Genomic DNA, 14,481 nt, shown 5'->3' on the forward strand with positions numbered 1-14,481 from the left:
TTCCTCTGTGACCATCCGGATGCACCCGGCAGCACGAACGGTTGGAAGCGAGGGCAGCCCGATATCCCTTCGCCTCCGAGCAGGCAAGCGCCCTACTCTCGGCCCATGAACAAGCCTCTCGTCGCCATCCTCAGTGGCGCAGGCGTCTCCACCGACTCCGGGATCCCCGACTATCGAGGGCCCAACGGGCTGTGGCGACGCGATCCGGGGGCCGAGAAGCTCGTGACGTACGAGTACTACGTGGGCGACCCGGAGATCCGGCGGCGGTCGTGGCAGATGCGGCGCGGGAACTGGGCGCTCAAGGCCGAGCCGAACGCCGCGCATCGAGCCGTGGTGGAGTTGGAGCGGGCCGGGGTGCCCGTGCGGGTCATCACGCAGAACGTCGACGGACTGCACCAGTTGGCCGGGATGCCCGCGCGCAAGGTGCTCGAACTCCACGGCACCGCACGGAGCGTGGTGTGTATCAAGTGCCATGCCCGTGGACCCATGGAGGACGCGCTGGCCCGGGTCGAGGCCGGGGAGGAGGATCCGCCGTGTCTCAAGTGCGGCGGGATCCTCAAGTCGGCGACCGTCATGTTCGGCGAGCGGCTCGACCCCGTGGTGCTCGGCGAGGCCGTCGCCATCGCCAAGGCCTGCCAGGTGTTCATCGCCGTCGGAAGCAGTCTGCAGGTTCAGCCGGCGGCGGGGCTGGCGGGCGTCGCCGCCGACCACGGCGCACAGCTGATCATCGTCAACGCCGAGCCGACGCCGTACGACGAACGAGCCGACACTGTGATCCGGGAGCCCATCGGCACGGCACTGCCGAAACTCCTGCGCGGGCTGAACACCTCGGACAGGTCCTAGAAGAGCGCGGCCCCGCTCTCGAAGTCCAGCAGCCGCTGCTTGCGGTCCAGGCCGCCGCCGTACCCGGTGAGGCTGCCGTTCGCGCCGACCACTCGGTGGCAGGGGACGATGATGCCGATCGGGTTCTTGCCGTTGGCGAGGCCCACCGCGCGGGAGGCGCCCAAGTTGCCGAGGGCTTCGGCGAGTTCACCGTACGAGCGGGTCTCGCCGTAGGGGATCTGCCCGAGCTGCTCCCAGACGCTGCGCTGGAAGGGGGTGCCGGCGAGGCGCAGGGGCAGGTCGAACTGCTTCAACTCGCCCTCGAAGTAGGCCGCGAGCTGGCGCGTCACTTCGGCGAAGAGCGCGCCGTCGTCGCGTACGCCGAAGCTCTCCTCCGGCGGGCGATGGCGCTGTCCGACCATGTACAGGCCGCAGAGGGCGCCGTCGTCGGCGACGAGGGTGAGCGGCCCGTAGGGGCTGTCGATCACGGTGTGGTGCTTCATGGAACGTCCTTATACGGGAAGGAAGTTGATCGGGTGGCTGTCCGTCGCCCACAGGTACTGGACCGCGTACGCCCGCCAGGGACGCCACGCCGCCGCGCGTGCCGTGAGCGCGGCCGGGGTGGACGGCAGGCCCAACTCCTGGGCGGCGCGCCGGATTCCGAGGTCGGTGGGGAGGAAGGCGTCGGGGTCGCCGAGGGCGCGCATGGCGATGACGTCGACCGTCCAGGGGCCGAAGCCCGGCAGCGAGAGAAGCCGTGCGCGGGCCTCCTCCCAGTCGCTCTCGACGCCCAAGTGGAGTGTGCCGTCGGCGAGTTGACGTACGAGCGTGGTGAAAGTGGTGCGGCGGGTGCGTGGCATCGCGAGGGACTCCGGGTCCAGCGCGGCAAGCGACTCGGGGGACGGGAAGAGGTGGGTGAGGCCGCCCTCGGGGTCGTCGACGGGTTCGCCGTGCGCGGTGACCAGGCGGGCCGCGTGGGTGCGGGCGGCGGCCGTGGAGACCTGCTGGCCCAGCACGGCCCGTACGGCGAACTCGGCCTCGTCGACCGTACGCGGCACCCGGCGACCGGGTGCCTTGTCGACGAGCGGCGCGAGCAGCGGGTCGGTGCGCAGCTGGTCGTCGACCGCGACCGGGTCGGCGTCGAGGTCGAGCATGCGGCGGCAGCGGCTGATGGCGACGGGCAGGTCGCGCAGGTCGCTGAGGGTGAGGCGGCAGGCGATGTGGTCGGGCTGCGGGGTGAGGGCCACGATGCCGTGTCCGTACGGCAGCCGGAGCGTGCGCCGGTATGCGCCGTCCCGCCACTCCTCCACGCCCGGGACAGCGGTCGCCGCGAGGTGGCCGAAGAGATTGTCGGGATTGAGCGGCGCACGGAAGGGGAGCCGCAGGCTCAGCACTCCCGGCGTGGCGGCCCCCGCCCTCCCCTTCGGCAGCCGGGCGCGCAGTTCGCTCGGTGACAGCGCGAAGACCTCGCGGACCGTGTCGTTGAAGGTGCGGATCGAGGAGAATCCGGCCGCGAAGGCGATCTCCGCCATCGGGAGCGGGGTGGTCTCGATGAGCAGCCGTGCGGTCTGGGCGCGTTGGGCCCGGGCCAGGGCGAGCGGTCCCGCGCCCAGCTCGGCCAAGAGCTGCCGCTCGATCTGGCGGGTGCTGTAGCCGAGCCGGGTGGCGAGGCCGGGTACGCCCTCGCGGTCCACGATTCCGTCGCCGATCAGGCGCATGGCGCGGGCGACGAGGTCGGCGCGCTGGTTCCACTGGGGCGAGCCGGGGCTGGTGTCGGGGCGGCACCGCTTGCAGGCCCGGAACCCGGCCTGCTGACAGGCCGCCGCGCTCGGGTAGAACGTCATGTTCTCCGGCTTGGGCGGCACCACCGGGCAGCTGGGCCGGCAGTAGATCCGCGTGGTCAGGACCGCCGTGAAGAACCAGCCGTCGAAGCGCGCGTCCTTCGACTGGACCGCGCGCACGCAGCGCTCCGTATCGGTGTGCATCCCGTTCTGCATGCCTCAAGCATCGGGCACGCCCGAGGCCCGAGCTGGCGAGAATCCGACATCAGCCTTGCGTGCCCTGGGACCGCCCGTCAGGCCTGCGGCCTCCACGCGGAGTCCCGCAGCAGCCGCAGCCCGTTCAGACCGACCAGGACCGTGGACCCCTCGTGCCCCGCGACGCCGAGCGGCAGTGGGAGGTGGCCGATGACGTCCCACAGGACGAGGACCGTGATGAACGTACCCGCGATGACGAGGTTCTGGGTGACCAGGCGACGGGCCGTGCGGGAGAGTCGTACCACCGCGGGGATGGCTGCGAGCTCGTCGCGGACGACGACGGCGTCCGCGGTCTCCAGCGCGAGGTCGGACCCGGCGCGACCCATGGCGATCCCGGCGTGGGCGGCGGCCAGGGCGGGCGCGTCGTTGACACCGTCGCCTACGAACAGCACTTTGCGGTCGGCCAGTTGGAGCACGGCGGCGACCTTGTCCTCGGGCAGCAGACGCGCACGTACGTCCGTGATGCCGGTGGCGGTGGCCACCTGGGCGGCGGCGCGCGGGTTGTCGCCTGTGAGCAGCACGGGCGAGGTGCCCGTGAGGGCGGTGAGCGCGGCGACCGTCGAGACGGCGTCGGGGCGGAGGCGGTCCGCGAGGGAGAGGGTGCCGACGGGGGCGCCGTCGCATTCCACCAGGACGATCGTGTGGTCGGCGTCCTCGTCGGCGTGTGCGCCTGGGCGTCCGACGGTGACGATGTGGCCGTCGACGGTGGCGGTGACGCCATGGCCCGGCTTCGCCGTGAAGTCGCCGACCGGCGCGGGGCGCAGCCCGCGGGCTTGGGCGGCGGCGACGATCGCGCGGGCGAGGGGATGTTCGCTGGGGTGCTCGGCGGCGGCGGCCAGGGCCAGCAGGGAGTCCTCGTCGAGGCCCGACCCGGGCGCCGGACGTACGGCCGTCACCTCGGGAGCACCCTCGGTCAGGGTGCCGGTCTTGTCGAGAGCGGCCGTGTCGATCTCGCCGAGGCGTTCCATGGCCACGGCCGACTTGACCAGGACGCCGTGCCGCCCGGCTGTGGCGATGGCGGACAGCAGCGGCGGCATGGTGGCCAGGACGACCGCGCAGGGCGAGGCGACGATCATGAACGTCATCGCCCGCAGCAGTGCGCCGGTGAGGTCCTCACCGAAGGCGAGCGGCACCGCGAAGACGGCGAGCGTGGCGGCCACCACGCCCACCGCGTACCGCTGTTCGACCTTCTCGATGAACAGCTGTGTCGGCGCCTTGGTGCGCGAGGCCTCCTCGACCAGGGTGACGATGCGGGCGATGACGGAGTCGACCGGGTCGCGTTCGACGCGGACGCGCAGCACGCCGGTGCAGTTCAGGGTGCCCGCGAACACCTCGTCGCCGGGGGCCTTCACGACCGGCAGCGGTTCCCCGGTGATCGTCGCCTGGTCGGCCTCGCTGATGCCTTCGACCACTCGCCCGTCGGCGCCGATCCGCTCGCCGGGTCGGATCAACAGCACGTCACCGACGGCGAGTTGAGCGGTGGGGACCGACTCCTCACCGTCGGCGGTCACCCTCGTCGCGGTCGCGGGCGCCAGGTCTAGCAGGCCGCGGACGGAGTCGGCGGTGCGTGCGGTGGCCAGGGCCTCCAGGGCGCCGGAGGTGGCGAAGATGACGATCAACAGGGCGCCGTCCAGCACCTGTCCGATCGCGGCCGCGCCGAGCGCGGCGACGATCATCAGCAGGTCGACGTCCAAAGTCCTCTCGCGCAGCGCCCGCAGCCCTTCGAGGGCGGGCTCCCAGCCTCCGGCGGCGTACGCGATCACATAGAGCGGGGCGTACGTCCACCCGGGCGCTCCGCCGAGGTGGAGTGGGAGCGCGAGCAGGAAGGCGACCGTGGCCACGAACGCCCAGCGGGCCTCCGGCAGCGCGAGGACGCGCGTGCGGCGGCGAGGTGGCGCCGGGGCGGACGGGGCGGCAACGGGAGACGGGGCGAGAGTGGGAGACACGCGGCCACCATACAGGAACACATGAAGACTCATTCATGCCTTCATGTACGGTGGGTAAGATACCGCCCATGGGTCATGGAGCCGTCACCACCACGCAGGACGCCACCTCGCGCGTACGCCTGGACGCGGCCAACGTCGCGAAGGTGGCCACCACGCTCCAGGCACTGTCCACCCCCTCGCGACTGCTGATCCTCGCGCGACTGCGCGAAGGCCCCCTCCCGGCCACGGAGTTGGCCGCCGCGGTGGGCATGGAACAGTCCGCCTGCTCGCACCAGCTGCGGCTGCTGCGAAACCTGGGCCTGGTCGTCGGCGAGCGGAGCGGACGCTCGATCGTGTACGCGCTGCACGACCACCATGTCGCCCAACTCCTCGACCAGGCGGTCTACCACGTGGAACATCTGCGGCTCGGGCTCAGTGACGCGCAGGACTGAGGTGACGGAGGCGACCTCGCCGCAGACGGGGGCATCCTCGCCGCAGATGTGGCCGCTGTACGCCGCCGGGTTCACGACCGCGTTCGGGGCGCACGGCATCGCCGCGAACCTCGGCGCCCACTCCGAGGACGCGGTCACCTCGCTCCTCGTCCTGGGCGGACTGCTCGCCCTCTACGACGGCGCCGAGGTCCTGCTGAAGCCCGTGTTCGGCACGATCGCCGACCGGATCGGCGCCCGGCCCGTACTGCTCGGCGGGCTCGTCGCCTTCGCCGCCGCGTCCGTTCTGTACGTCGTCGTCGACAGCCCCGGCTGGCTGTGGGCCGCCCGTCTCGGTCAGGGCGCGGCGGCCTCCGCGTTCTCGCCTGCGGCCTCCGCGCTGGTGGCGCGGCTCAATCCGGCGGCCAAGCACGGGCGGGTGTACGGGAGTTACGGCTTCTACAAGTCCCTCGGCTACACGCTCGGCCCACTCCTGGGAGGCGTCCTGGTGTGGGCGGGCGGGCTGCGGCTGCTGTTCGTGGTGCTCACAGCCCTTGGCGCGGCCGTCGCCGTATGGGCCGTGATCGCGGTTCCGCACGTGCCACCGCTGCCGCGGGCCCGGCAGACCGTGCTCGATCTCGCGCGCCGGCTGACCGACCCGGTCTTCCTCACTCCCACGGCGGCGCTCGCGGGGGCTACCGCCGCGCTCTCCGTCGGCGTGGGGTTCCTGCCCGTATCCGGGGCGCTCGCCGGGCTCGGCACCGTGGCGACCGGCGCGGCGGTCTCGGTTCTCGCGGCCTGCGCGGCAGTCGTCCAGCCGCGCGCCGGGCGGGCCTTGGACGCGGGCCGGCTGACCACCCGTACGGGAATCGGCGCCGGGCTGCTGCTCACCGCCGCGGGGCTCGCCTGCGCGATGCTCCCCGGTCTGACGGGCGTCCTGCTCGCCGCCGCACTGATCGGTGTCGGCACGGGCCTGATCACCCCGCTGGGCTTCGCCGCGCTGGCGGCCGGTGCTCCTCAGGAGCGGCTCGGCCAGACGATGGGCGCCGCCGAGCTGGGGCGCGAACTGGGCGATGCGGGTGGGCCGTTGCTGGTCGCGGGGGTCGCGACCGTGGCGACACTGACGTACGGGTACGGGGTGCTCGCCGTGTTGCTGGCGGTTGGGCCTGTGGTGGGGGTGCTGCTGCGGAGTCGCTCGGGGCGGCGCCCGTCGGAGCCACCTCTAGGGTGACACGGCTGCGGCGGTGCTCGGGCCAAGCGGTTTTCGCCCCCTCCGCCCCTGCCCGTCCCGTACCCGGGGCTGCCGCCCCCAGACCCCCGCATCGCGCTGACGCGCTCGTCCCGGTCGGGCTCGGCGTGCATGCGGCGGGCGGTGAGCCCGTGCGGGTCCTGGACGGGGTGGTACGCGTAGCCGCGGCCCTGGTGCTCGCGGCCGGCGACGCCCATCTCGTGCAGGCGGGACGGGGTCGTCGTCACGGTCGTAAGGGCGTGGCCGGAGGCCGGCTCCGTCTCGGCCGTACCTGTCCGTCCAGTTTGGGAGAGCACTCGGCGAACGCCGTTCACCTGGTCTCTTGCGAGGAGGCCCGGCGTTCACGCCGGGGAGGAATCGCATCCCGTGACGGCGACGCGGAGTGTCGCCGCATCCTGCTTCCCGGGCGCGGAGCGGCGCTGCGGCTTGCCCGGCGGAGCCGGGTGCAGGCGAACGCGTGTGCCCGTGTTCGCTGATGGGAGTGACTGCGGCAGGAGAGGGGCGCGGGCGTACGGATCTCGTACGTATGGTCTTCCGGCAGGGCTCGGGTGGCCGGAACGTGGACGGGGGTGAGGGCGTGGCGGAAGCAGCAGGGGCCGTGGGAGCGGGACATGCCCGGTACACCTTCCGTCTGCGCGTGTCGTCCACCGCCCGCACCGCGCTGACGGCGGAGTGGGACCGGTGCCGGTGGATCTGGAACGAGTGCTGCGCGAAGTCGAAGCAGACGCACCTCTGGAACAAGAACCGGCCCGAAGGCGTGGACAAGCAGACCTGCGGTCCGGCCCAGCTCGACAAAATGCTGACCGAAGCCCGGAAGACGAACACGTGGCTGCGTGAGGGTTCCAGCGTTCCGCAGCAGCAGTTGATCCGCGACTTCGGCAAGTCCAAGGCCAAGGCACAGAAGGACATCAGGGAACGGCTTCCCATGCACCGCCGGGCCGGGATGCCGAAGTGGAAGAAGAAGCGCGAGGCGCTGCCCACCCTCAACTACACCAAGCGCGGCTTCCGTCTCAAAGACGGCAAGCTGCACCTCGCGGGCGGGATCGTGCTGACGCCCGTGTGGTCGCGGGAACTCCCGGCCGAACCGTCCAGCGTCCGTGTCCATCAGGACAGTGTCGGGCACTGGTACGTCAGCTTCGTCGTCCCTGCCGAGGTCCAGCCGCTGCCCGAAACGGGCGCGGTGATCGGCATCGACTGGGGCGTGAAGGAGACCGCGACCACCACCAGCGACGCGCACGACCTGCCCTACGCCGAGCACGGCAGGAAGGCCCAGACGAAACTGACCCGGTACGACCGGATGATGGCCCGGCGTAAGCCGAAGAAGGGGCAGGCCGGATCGGCGGGCTACCGAGAAGCAAAGAAGCTGCGGTCCACGGCATGCAAAAAGGTGGCCCGCCAGCGGCAGGACACCGGCCGCAAGTGGGCCAAGTCCGTAGTCCGCGACCACGACGCCCTCGCTGTGGAGGACTTCCGGCCGAAGTTCCTGGCCAGGACCACCATGGCGCGCAAGGCCGCCGACGCGGCGATCGGCGCCACCAAGCAGGCCCTGATCGAGATGGGCCGCAAGCATGGCCGTGCCGTGTACCTGGTACACCCCGCACACACCACGATGGACTGCGCACAGTGCGGAGCGAGAACCAAGCACGCACTGCCTCTGTCAGAACGAACGTATGCCTGCATCGCATGCGGAGCCGTGTCCCCCCGGGACACGAACTCCGCCCGCGTCATGCTGGTCCGGGCAGGTCTCAACCCGGCTGGTGCTGATCGCGTAGGACCAGGTGGGGCGCTGCCCCACCTGGCAGCGTGAGCCAGAAATCCCCGATCAGCCATGGAGGGTGAGGAATCCCCTCCCTTCAGGCAGGGGAGGTTTCAAACCACCCGTCGGCGTACCAGCACTCCCAGCGCCAGCAGGCCCGGCAGCAGTGGCAGCCACACGGTCAGGAGCCGGTAGCCGAGGACGACGGACGCCGCCGCGCCGGCCGGTGCTCCGGCGAGGGTGAGGGCCAGGGCGAGTGCGGCGTCCAGGGAGCCGAGGCCGCCGGGGGTGGGAAGCAGGACGGCGGCGCTGCTGGCGGCGAGGTAGGCGAGGGCGACCTGGGCCGGGGGCAGTGGCAGGTCGATGGCCTGGGTCACGGCTATCACCACCGCGGTGTGCAGCGAGGCGAAGGCGAGCGAGCCGCCCCACAACGCGGCTGCCCGCGCGGGGAGTTCGTGCACGGCGCGGACATCCGCGAGCACCGCCCGCAGGGCACGCCGCAGCGGCCCCTTCAGAAGCACCGCGGCGAGGGCGATCACGGCGACCGTCACCACCACGGGTGTCACGGAGACATGCGGGACATGGAGTACGCCGGGACAGGCCAGTGCCAGTACGGCGATCAGGCAGCCTCGCACCACGGTCCCCGCGGTGGCCTTCACAGCGAGCGCGGTCGCCGAGCGCGCGACCGGCAGCCCGCACCGGGTCAGGAAGCGCAGGTTGACCGCTCCGGCTCCGAGGCCCGCGGGCAGCAGGTGATTGGCCGCGGACGCCGCGAACTGCACCGCCACCAGCCGCCGCGCGGGCAACGACCGGGACACCGCACCCTGTTGGGCGAGCGCCGAACACGCCCAGGTCGCCACGGTGGCGGCGGTCGCCACGAGCAGCCAGCCGCGGTCGGCGACGGCGAGCCGGGCGGCGCCGGCCTCGATCACCGGCCAGTGGCGGTGCGCGAGATACCCGGCGCACACCATCACCAGGAGCGAGACCCCGGCCTGCCAGGAGACCCGCCTACCGACGGCGGTCGAAGTCCGAGGGGCGGCCGGCGGAGCGGTCATGTCGCCGGGCCTCCGGGCGCCTCGGCGGCGATCAACGTCCTGGCCATCGTCCACCCTTCACCCCGACAGGCCTGAGGGCCCACATGGCGGAATAACGGAAATCATGGACAAATTACCGCGCACCGCTCAGGGACGCAGGACGGGTGCGGCATCCGGAGGCTCCATCCCCGTCCTGGCCGGTCCTGGCCGATCCGGTCCTGGCCGATCCGGTCAGGACCGGTCAGCCGACGTGCTCGGCGAACGCCTTGTACGCCCGCTCGTCGAAGAGGACGAATCTCACCTCTTCGACCGCCGTCTCCGCGTCCCGCACCGTCTCCACCGCGACACGGGCGGCCTCCTCCATCGGCCATCTGAAGACGCCGGTGGAGATGGCCGGGAACGCGACGGTCCGTGCGCCCAGCTCGTCGGCCACCCGGAGGGACTCCCGGTAGCAGGAAGCGAGGAGTGCGGGGTCGCTGCCCGGGCCCTGCCACACCGGGCCGACGGTGTGGATCACCCATCGCGCGTCCAGCTCACCTGCGGTGGTGGCGACCGCCCGTCCGGTGGCGAGGCCCTTTCCGTAGTGGGAGGCGCGGAGCCGGCGGCACTCGGCGAGGATGGCGGGCCCGCCCCTGCGATGGATGGATCCGTCCACGCCGCCACCGCCGAGGAGCGAGGAGTTCGCCGCGTTGACGACGGCGTCGACGCTCTGCCGGGTGATGTCGCCCTGGACCAGCGTGATCGTGGTCATGACTGCCTGAGCCTCCTCCATACCGCCTTCGCCGCGTTGTGCCCCGACATGCCGTGCACGCCGGGGCCCGGCGGGGTGGCCGAGGAACAGATGAAGACGGCCGGGTGCGGGGTGCTGTACGGAAAGAGGGAGAGCTTGGGGCGCAGGAGGAGCTGGAGGCCGGAGGCGGCGCCGGAGGCGATGTCTCCGCCCACGTAGTTGGCGTTGCGGGCGGCGAGTTCGGGCGGGCCCGCCGTCGCGCGGGCGAGGACGCGGTCGCGGAAGCCGGGCGCGAACCGCTCCAGCTGCCGCTCGATCGCGTCCGTGAGGTCCCCGGTCCAGCCGTTCGGGACATGCCCGTACGTCCAGAAGACCTGCTTGCCTTCGGGTGCCCGGGAGGGGTCGACGACGCTGGGCTGGACGGTGATCAGGAACGGCGCGTCGGGTGCCCGGCCCTCGCGTGAAGCCGCCCGCAGCGCTGTGCCGATCTCCGCGCGGCTCGCCCCGACCTGCACGGTCCCCGCCGTGCGCGCCTCCTTCGCCGTCCACGGCACGGGGCCGTCGAGCGCGTAGTCGACCTTGAAAACACTCGCCCCGTACCGGTACCGCTCGTAGTAGCGGCCGAAGCCCGCGATCCGGGACAGCGCGGTGGGCGAGGTGTCGAAGACGTACGCGCGCGCGGGGGGCAGATCGTCGAGGCGCTTGACCTCGTAGTCGGTGTGGACGCTGCCGCCGAGGTCCTTGAGGTACGCGGTGAGCGCGTCGGAGATGGACTGGGAGCCGCCGCGTGCGACGGGCCAGCCGCGGGCGTGCGCGGCGAGGGCGAAGACCAGGCCCACGGCGCCGGTCGCGATCCCGTCCAGCGGGGCGATGACATGGGCGACGAGCCCGGCGAACAGCGCTTTGGCCCGCTCGTCGCGGAAGCGGCGCATCAGCCAGGTCGAGGGTGGCAGTCCGGCGAGTCCGAAGCGGGCGAGGGTGACCGGGTCGCGGGGCAGCGCGGTCAGGGGCAGCGACATGAAGTCGTGGGCCAGGGTGTCCCACTTGGGCAGGAAGGGGGTGATCAGGCGGCGGTACGCGCCGGCGTCACGCGGCCCGAACGAGGCGGCCGTCTCCGCCACCGACCGCGAGAGCACCGCCGCCGTGCCGTCAAGGAAGGGGTGCGCCATGGGCAGCTCGGCGTGCAGCCACTCCAGGCCGTAGCGCTCCAGGGGCATCGCCCTGAACGCGGGTGAGTTGACACCCAGCGGATGCGCCGCCGAACAGGGGTCGTGCCGGAATCCCGGCAGCGTCAGCTCTTCGGTGCGGGCTCCGCCGCCCACGGTGTCCCGCGCCTCGAACACGGCCACGGAGAAGCCCCGGCGGGCCAGCTCCACGGCGGCCGTCAGTCCGTTCGGCCCAGCACCCACCACGACCACATCGAGCATTGACGGCACCTTCGGACTCCTTTGTCAGCCGATGGCCACTGGGTTCAGGATATGCCGGAGGACTGACAGGCTTGACGGCGCGGGCGGTTGAAAGACGGTCGGCCCCGGGTCTCAGGCTCCGGCCGCCAGCAGCTCCACCACCCGGCGAGCCGTGGCCGCGTCCCGGGCCGCCGTGAACGGCAGCGCATTGCCCCCGGTGATACGGAACGGCTCACCCGCGAGGGTCAGATGGGCGCCGCCCGCCTCCTCGACCAGGAGCAGGCCCGCCGCGTGGTCCCACGCGGCCTCCCAGGAGAAGGCCGTGGCATCCAACTCGCCGCGGGCGATGGCCAGATACTCGAGGCCCGCCGACCCGCACGGGCGCGTGACGACGCCCTCGGTGCGCAGGCCGAGGAGCGCGCGCTTCTGCTCGTCCGTGGTGTAGTCCGGGTGCGAGGTGGCGATGTCCAGGTCGCGCCCGGGCACGGGCGACCCGGAGCGCAGGGGCGCACCGTCGAGTACGGCGCCCCGGCCGCGGATGGCGGTGGCGAACTCGTCGCGTGCGGGAGCGAACGTCCACGAGGCGTGTACGACCCCGTCCAGCGCGAGTGCGACGAGTGTGCAGAATCCGGGGTCGCCGTGGACGAACTGCCGTGTCCCGTCGACCGGGTCGACTATCCAGACCGGCGCGGTGCCACATATCGCGTCGTACGTCGCCGGGTCGGCGTGCACCGCCTCCTCGCCGACCACGACCGAGCCGGGCAGCAGCGCGGTGAGGGCCTCGGTGAGGTACTGCTCGGCCTTGCGGTCGGCGTCCGTCACCAGGTCGTGCGGGCCGGTCTTCTGGTCGATCTCGTGCGCGGCGAGCTGCCGGAAGCGCGGCATGATCTCGGTGGCGGCCGCCTGCCGGACCGCTTCTTCGACGTCGGACGTGCGGTGGGTGAGAAACTCGTCGATGGTTTCGATGTCTACGATCATGTCTCCATAACAGCACGTGGCACTGACAATCCTCACCGGGCTGGTGCACTCCGGGTGGAATCGCCGTGAATTCCCGGCCTGTGCGGCTACCCGGAGTGAGCGACGACACAGGAGATCCGGGATCAGCGCCCCACCGCGTACCCCTGCATCCCCCGTGGATTCGCCGCCGCGGACAGCACCCCCGTCTCCGGGTCCCGCGCCACCGCGCACAGCCGGCCCTCGGACCAGGCCTCGCCGACCAGGACGTCGTGGCCGCGGCGGCGCAGTTCCTCGACGACCCCCGCGTCCATGCGGGACTCGACCGTGACACTGCCGGGACGCATGCCGCGCGGGTAGAAGGAGCCGGGAAAACTGTCGTTGTGCCAGTTCGGGGCATCGATCGCGCCCTGGAGGTCGAGGCCGCCGCGCACCTCGGAGCCCAGTGCCACGGACAGGAAGAAGTGTGTCTGCCACTGGTCCTGCTGGTCGCCGCCCGGGGTGCCGAACGCCAGGACGGGCACCCCGTCGCGCAGCGCGAGCGAGGGGGTCAGCGTGGTGCGCGGGCGGCGGCCCGGCGTCAGGGAATTGGGCAGCCCCTCCTCCAGCCAGGTCATCTGGAGCCGGGTGCCGAGGGGGAAGCCCAGCTCGGGGACGACCGGGTTGGACTGCAGCCAGCCGCCGCTGGGTGTGGCGGCGACCATGTTGCCCCAGCGGTCGACGACGTCGAGGTGGCAGGTGTCGCCGCGGGTGCCGCCGTCCGGCGTCACTTCGGGTTCCGCGGCCGCCCTGGCCACCGTGGGCTCGCCCGCGCCCGGAAGTCCGAGGGCGTCGAACCCGGACTCCCCGGAGGCCACGTCGCGCGCGTGCCCGCTGATCCGCGGGGTGCGCCCTCCAGGGCTGCCGGGGCGCAGCTCGTACGAGGCCTTGTCGCCGACGAGCGCGCGCCGGGCGGTGTTGTACGGCTCCGACAGCAGTTCGTCGAGCGGCACCTCGGCCGCGTCGCCGTACCAGGCCTCCCGGTCGGACATGGCGAGCTTGCAGCCCTCGATCAGCAGGTGGACGTACTCGGCGGAGCCGTACCGGGGCAGCTCGGGCGGCAGCAGGGCCAGCTGTTGCAGCAGGACCGGTCCCTGGCTCCAGGGGCCCGCCTTGCACAGGGTCCAGCCCCGCCAGTCGTACGTCGCCGGGGCCTCGTAGGCCGCAGACCAGGAGGCCAGATCGGCGGCCGTAAGGGTGCCGGTGTGGCGTTCGCCGCTGGTGTCCATGGTGGGGAGCCGCGCCTGCCGTACGAGCGCCTCGGCGATGAAGCCGGAACGCCACACGTTCCGGGCGGCTTCGATCTGCGCCACCCGGTCGGTCTCCTCGGAGATCTCTGCGAGGAGTCGCCGCCAGGTCGCGGCGAGAGCGGGATTGCGGAACAGCTCGCCTGGTCGCGGAGCCCTGCCGCCCGGCAGATACACCTCCGCCGAGGACGTCCACTCCGTCTCGAAGAGCTCGCGCACCGTCTCCACGGTCTCGCCGACACGCTCCACGGGCGGGTGCCCGTCCTCCGCGTACCCGATGGCGTACTTCAGGACGTCGGCGAGGGACTTCGTGCCGTGGTCGCGGAGAAGCAGCATCCAGGCGTCGAAGGCGCCGGGCACGGCGGCGGCGAGCGGCCCGGTACCGGGTACGAGATCCAGACCGAGTCCCCTGTAGTGGGCGATCGTCGCTCCGGCGGGCGCGACGCCCTGCCCGCACAGCACCCGTACCTCGCCGCCCGCGGGGGCGAGGATGATCGGGACCTCGCCCGCGGGTCCGTTGAGGTGCGGCTCGACGACGTGCAGGACGAAGCCGGCGGCGACCGCGGCGTCGAACGCGTTGCCGCCGTCCTCCAGGACCGCCATCGCCGACTGCGAAGCGAGCCAGTGCGTGGAGGACACCATTCCGAAGGTGCCCTGGAGCGTCGGTCGGGTCGTGAACATGCCGTGACACCTCGCTGTGCGGAGCTGAGTGGAGCCGTCTGGAGCCGTGTGGAGTGATCAACCTCGCGCCCGACTATCGCACTTGCCGTTCCCGGGCGAACAGGGCACGTCGCGCCAGGAACGCGCACGCGCCCGGCGAAGTACGACCGGAATCAATCACCCGAAGTCGACGTT

At 72.2% G+C, this 14,481-nt stretch carries 12 protein-coding genes and 1 pseudogene; 4 read left to right on the plus strand and 9 right to left on the minus strand.

What is annotated here, in order from left to right:
* Positions 1-105 precede the first annotated feature (105 nt).
* On the plus strand, positions 106-843 hold the full coding sequence (locus OG266_RS08605) for an NAD-dependent deacetylase (protein WP_371544237.1): 738 nt from the start codon (positions 106-108) through the stop codon (positions 841-843).
* Here OG266_RS08605 and OG266_RS08610 read toward each other — a convergent pair.
* The 3 genes from OG266_RS08610 to OG266_RS08620 form a co-directional block, all read right to left on the minus strand.
* On the minus strand, positions 840-1,325 hold the full coding sequence (locus tag OG266_RS08610) for a methylated-DNA--[protein]-cysteine S-methyltransferase (protein ID WP_371544240.1): 486 nt from the start codon (positions 1,323-1,325) through the stop codon (positions 840-842). The genes OG266_RS08605 and OG266_RS08610 overlap by 4 nt on opposite strands.
* A gap of 9 nt (positions 1,326-1,334) precedes the next feature.
* Entirely contained in the window at positions 1,335-2,819 is a 1,485-nt protein-coding gene (locus tag OG266_RS08615) for an AlkA N-terminal domain-containing protein (RefSeq protein WP_323178366.1), read from the minus strand.
* 77 nt (positions 2,820-2,896) lie between these two features.
* Positions 2,897-4,837 carry a heavy metal translocating P-type ATPase gene (locus OG266_RS08620; protein WP_371544242.1) on the minus strand — a complete coding sequence of 647 codons (1,941 nt, stop codon included), beginning with the start codon at positions 4,835-4,837 and terminating at the stop codon, positions 2,897-2,899.
* Positions 4,838-4,872: 35 nt separating this feature from the next.
* Here OG266_RS08620 and OG266_RS08625 point away from each other — a divergent pair, with 35 nt between their 5' ends.
* Together OG266_RS08625 and OG266_RS08630 are read left to right on the plus strand one after the other, a co-directional pair.
* Entirely contained in the window at positions 4,873-5,235 is a 363-nt protein-coding gene (locus OG266_RS08625) for an ArsR/SmtB family transcription factor (RefSeq protein ID WP_371544244.1), read from the plus strand.
* Positions 5,236-5,281: 46 nt separating this feature from the next.
* A complete protein-coding gene (locus tag OG266_RS08630; protein WP_371552700.1) occupies positions 5,282-6,442 on the plus strand; it encodes an MFS transporter in 1,161 nt (386 codons plus the stop codon).
* A gap of 107 nt (positions 6,443-6,549) precedes the next feature.
* On the opposite strand, the pseudogene OG266_RS08635 reads toward OG266_RS08630, so the two are convergent.
* A pseudogene (locus tag OG266_RS08635) lies at positions 6,550-6,756 on the minus strand (BlaI/MecI/CopY family transcriptional regulator); the annotation flags it as partial.
* A 185-nt stretch (positions 6,757-6,941) separates the two neighbouring features.
* Here OG266_RS08635 and OG266_RS08640 point away from each other — a divergent pair.
* Positions 6,942-8,267, plus strand: coding sequence for an RNA-guided endonuclease InsQ/TnpB family protein (locus OG266_RS08640; protein WP_371544247.1), 1,326 nt, complete (start codon positions 6,942-6,944; stop codon positions 8,265-8,267).
* 62 nt (positions 8,268-8,329) lie between these two features.
* On the opposite strand, the gene OG266_RS08645 is transcribed toward OG266_RS08640, so the two are convergent.
* The 5 genes from OG266_RS08645 to OG266_RS08665 form a co-directional block, all read right to left on the minus strand.
* Complete coding sequence (locus tag OG266_RS08645; protein ID WP_371544249.1) at positions 8,330-9,271, minus strand: lysylphosphatidylglycerol synthase domain-containing protein; 942 nt, start codon at positions 9,269-9,271, stop codon at positions 8,330-8,332.
* Between the two features lie 220 nt (positions 9,272-9,491).
* Positions 9,492-10,001, minus strand: coding sequence for an O-acetyl-ADP-ribose deacetylase (locus OG266_RS08650; RefSeq protein WP_371544252.1), 510 nt, complete (start codon positions 9,999-10,001; stop codon positions 9,492-9,494).
* Positions 9,998-11,407, minus strand: coding sequence for a phytoene desaturase family protein (locus tag OG266_RS08655; protein WP_371544255.1), 1,410 nt, complete (start codon positions 11,405-11,407; stop codon positions 9,998-10,000). Before OG266_RS08655 ends, OG266_RS08650 begins: the two co-directional genes overlap by 4 nt.
* Before the next feature lie 111 nt (positions 11,408-11,518).
* Entirely contained in the window at positions 11,519-12,364 is an 846-nt protein-coding gene (locus tag OG266_RS08660; RefSeq protein ID WP_371544258.1) for an inositol monophosphatase, read from the minus strand.
* Positions 12,365-12,486: 122 nt separating this feature from the next.
* Entirely contained in the window at positions 12,487-14,307 is a 1,821-nt protein-coding gene (locus OG266_RS08665; protein ID WP_371544261.1) for a gamma-glutamyltransferase family protein, read from the minus strand.
* Positions 14,308-14,481 lie beyond the last annotated feature (174 nt).

This window comes from Streptomyces sp. NBC_00554 (assembly GCF_041431135.1).
Classification (GTDB): Bacteria; Actinomycetota; Actinomycetes; order Streptomycetales; family Streptomycetaceae; genus Streptomyces.

Coding starts and splice junctions, on each gene's coding strand:
- OG266_RS08615 (WP_323178366.1), bottom strand. CDS start 2,819: ATGCAGAACGGGATGCACACCGATACGGAGCGCTGCGTGCGCGCGGTC.
- OG266_RS08620 (WP_371544242.1), bottom strand. CDS start 4,837: ATGAGTCTTCATGTGTTCCTGTATGGTGGCCGCGTGTCTCCCACTCTC.
- OG266_RS08665 (WP_371544261.1), bottom strand. CDS start 14,307: ATGTTCACGACCCGACCGACGCTCCAGGGCACCTTCGGAATGGTGTCC.
- OG266_RS08655 (WP_371544255.1), bottom strand. CDS start 11,407: ATGCTCGATGTGGTCGTGGTGGGTGCTGGGCCGAACGGACTGACGGCC.
- OG266_RS08650 (WP_371544252.1), bottom strand. CDS start 10,001: ATGACCACGATCACGCTGGTCCAGGGCGACATCACCCGGCAGAGCGTC.
- OG266_RS08605 (WP_371544237.1), top strand. CDS start 106: ATGAACAAGCCTCTCGTCGCCATCCTCAGTGGCGCAGGCGTCTCCACC.
- OG266_RS08645 (WP_371544249.1), bottom strand. CDS start 9,271: ATGACCGCTCCGCCGGCCGCCCCTCGGACTTCGACCGCCGTCGGTAGG.
- OG266_RS08660 (WP_371544258.1), bottom strand. CDS start 12,364: ATGATCGTAGACATCGAAACCATCGACGAGTTTCTCACCCACCGCACG.
- OG266_RS08610 (WP_371544240.1), bottom strand. CDS start 1,325: ATGAAGCACCACACCGTGATCGACAGCCCCTACGGGCCGCTCACCCTC.
- OG266_RS08630 (WP_371552700.1), top strand. CDS start 5,282: ATGTGGCCGCTGTACGCCGCCGGGTTCACGACCGCGTTCGGGGCGCAC.
- OG266_RS08625 (WP_371544244.1), top strand. CDS start 4,873: ATGGGTCATGGAGCCGTCACCACCACGCAGGACGCCACCTCGCGCGTA.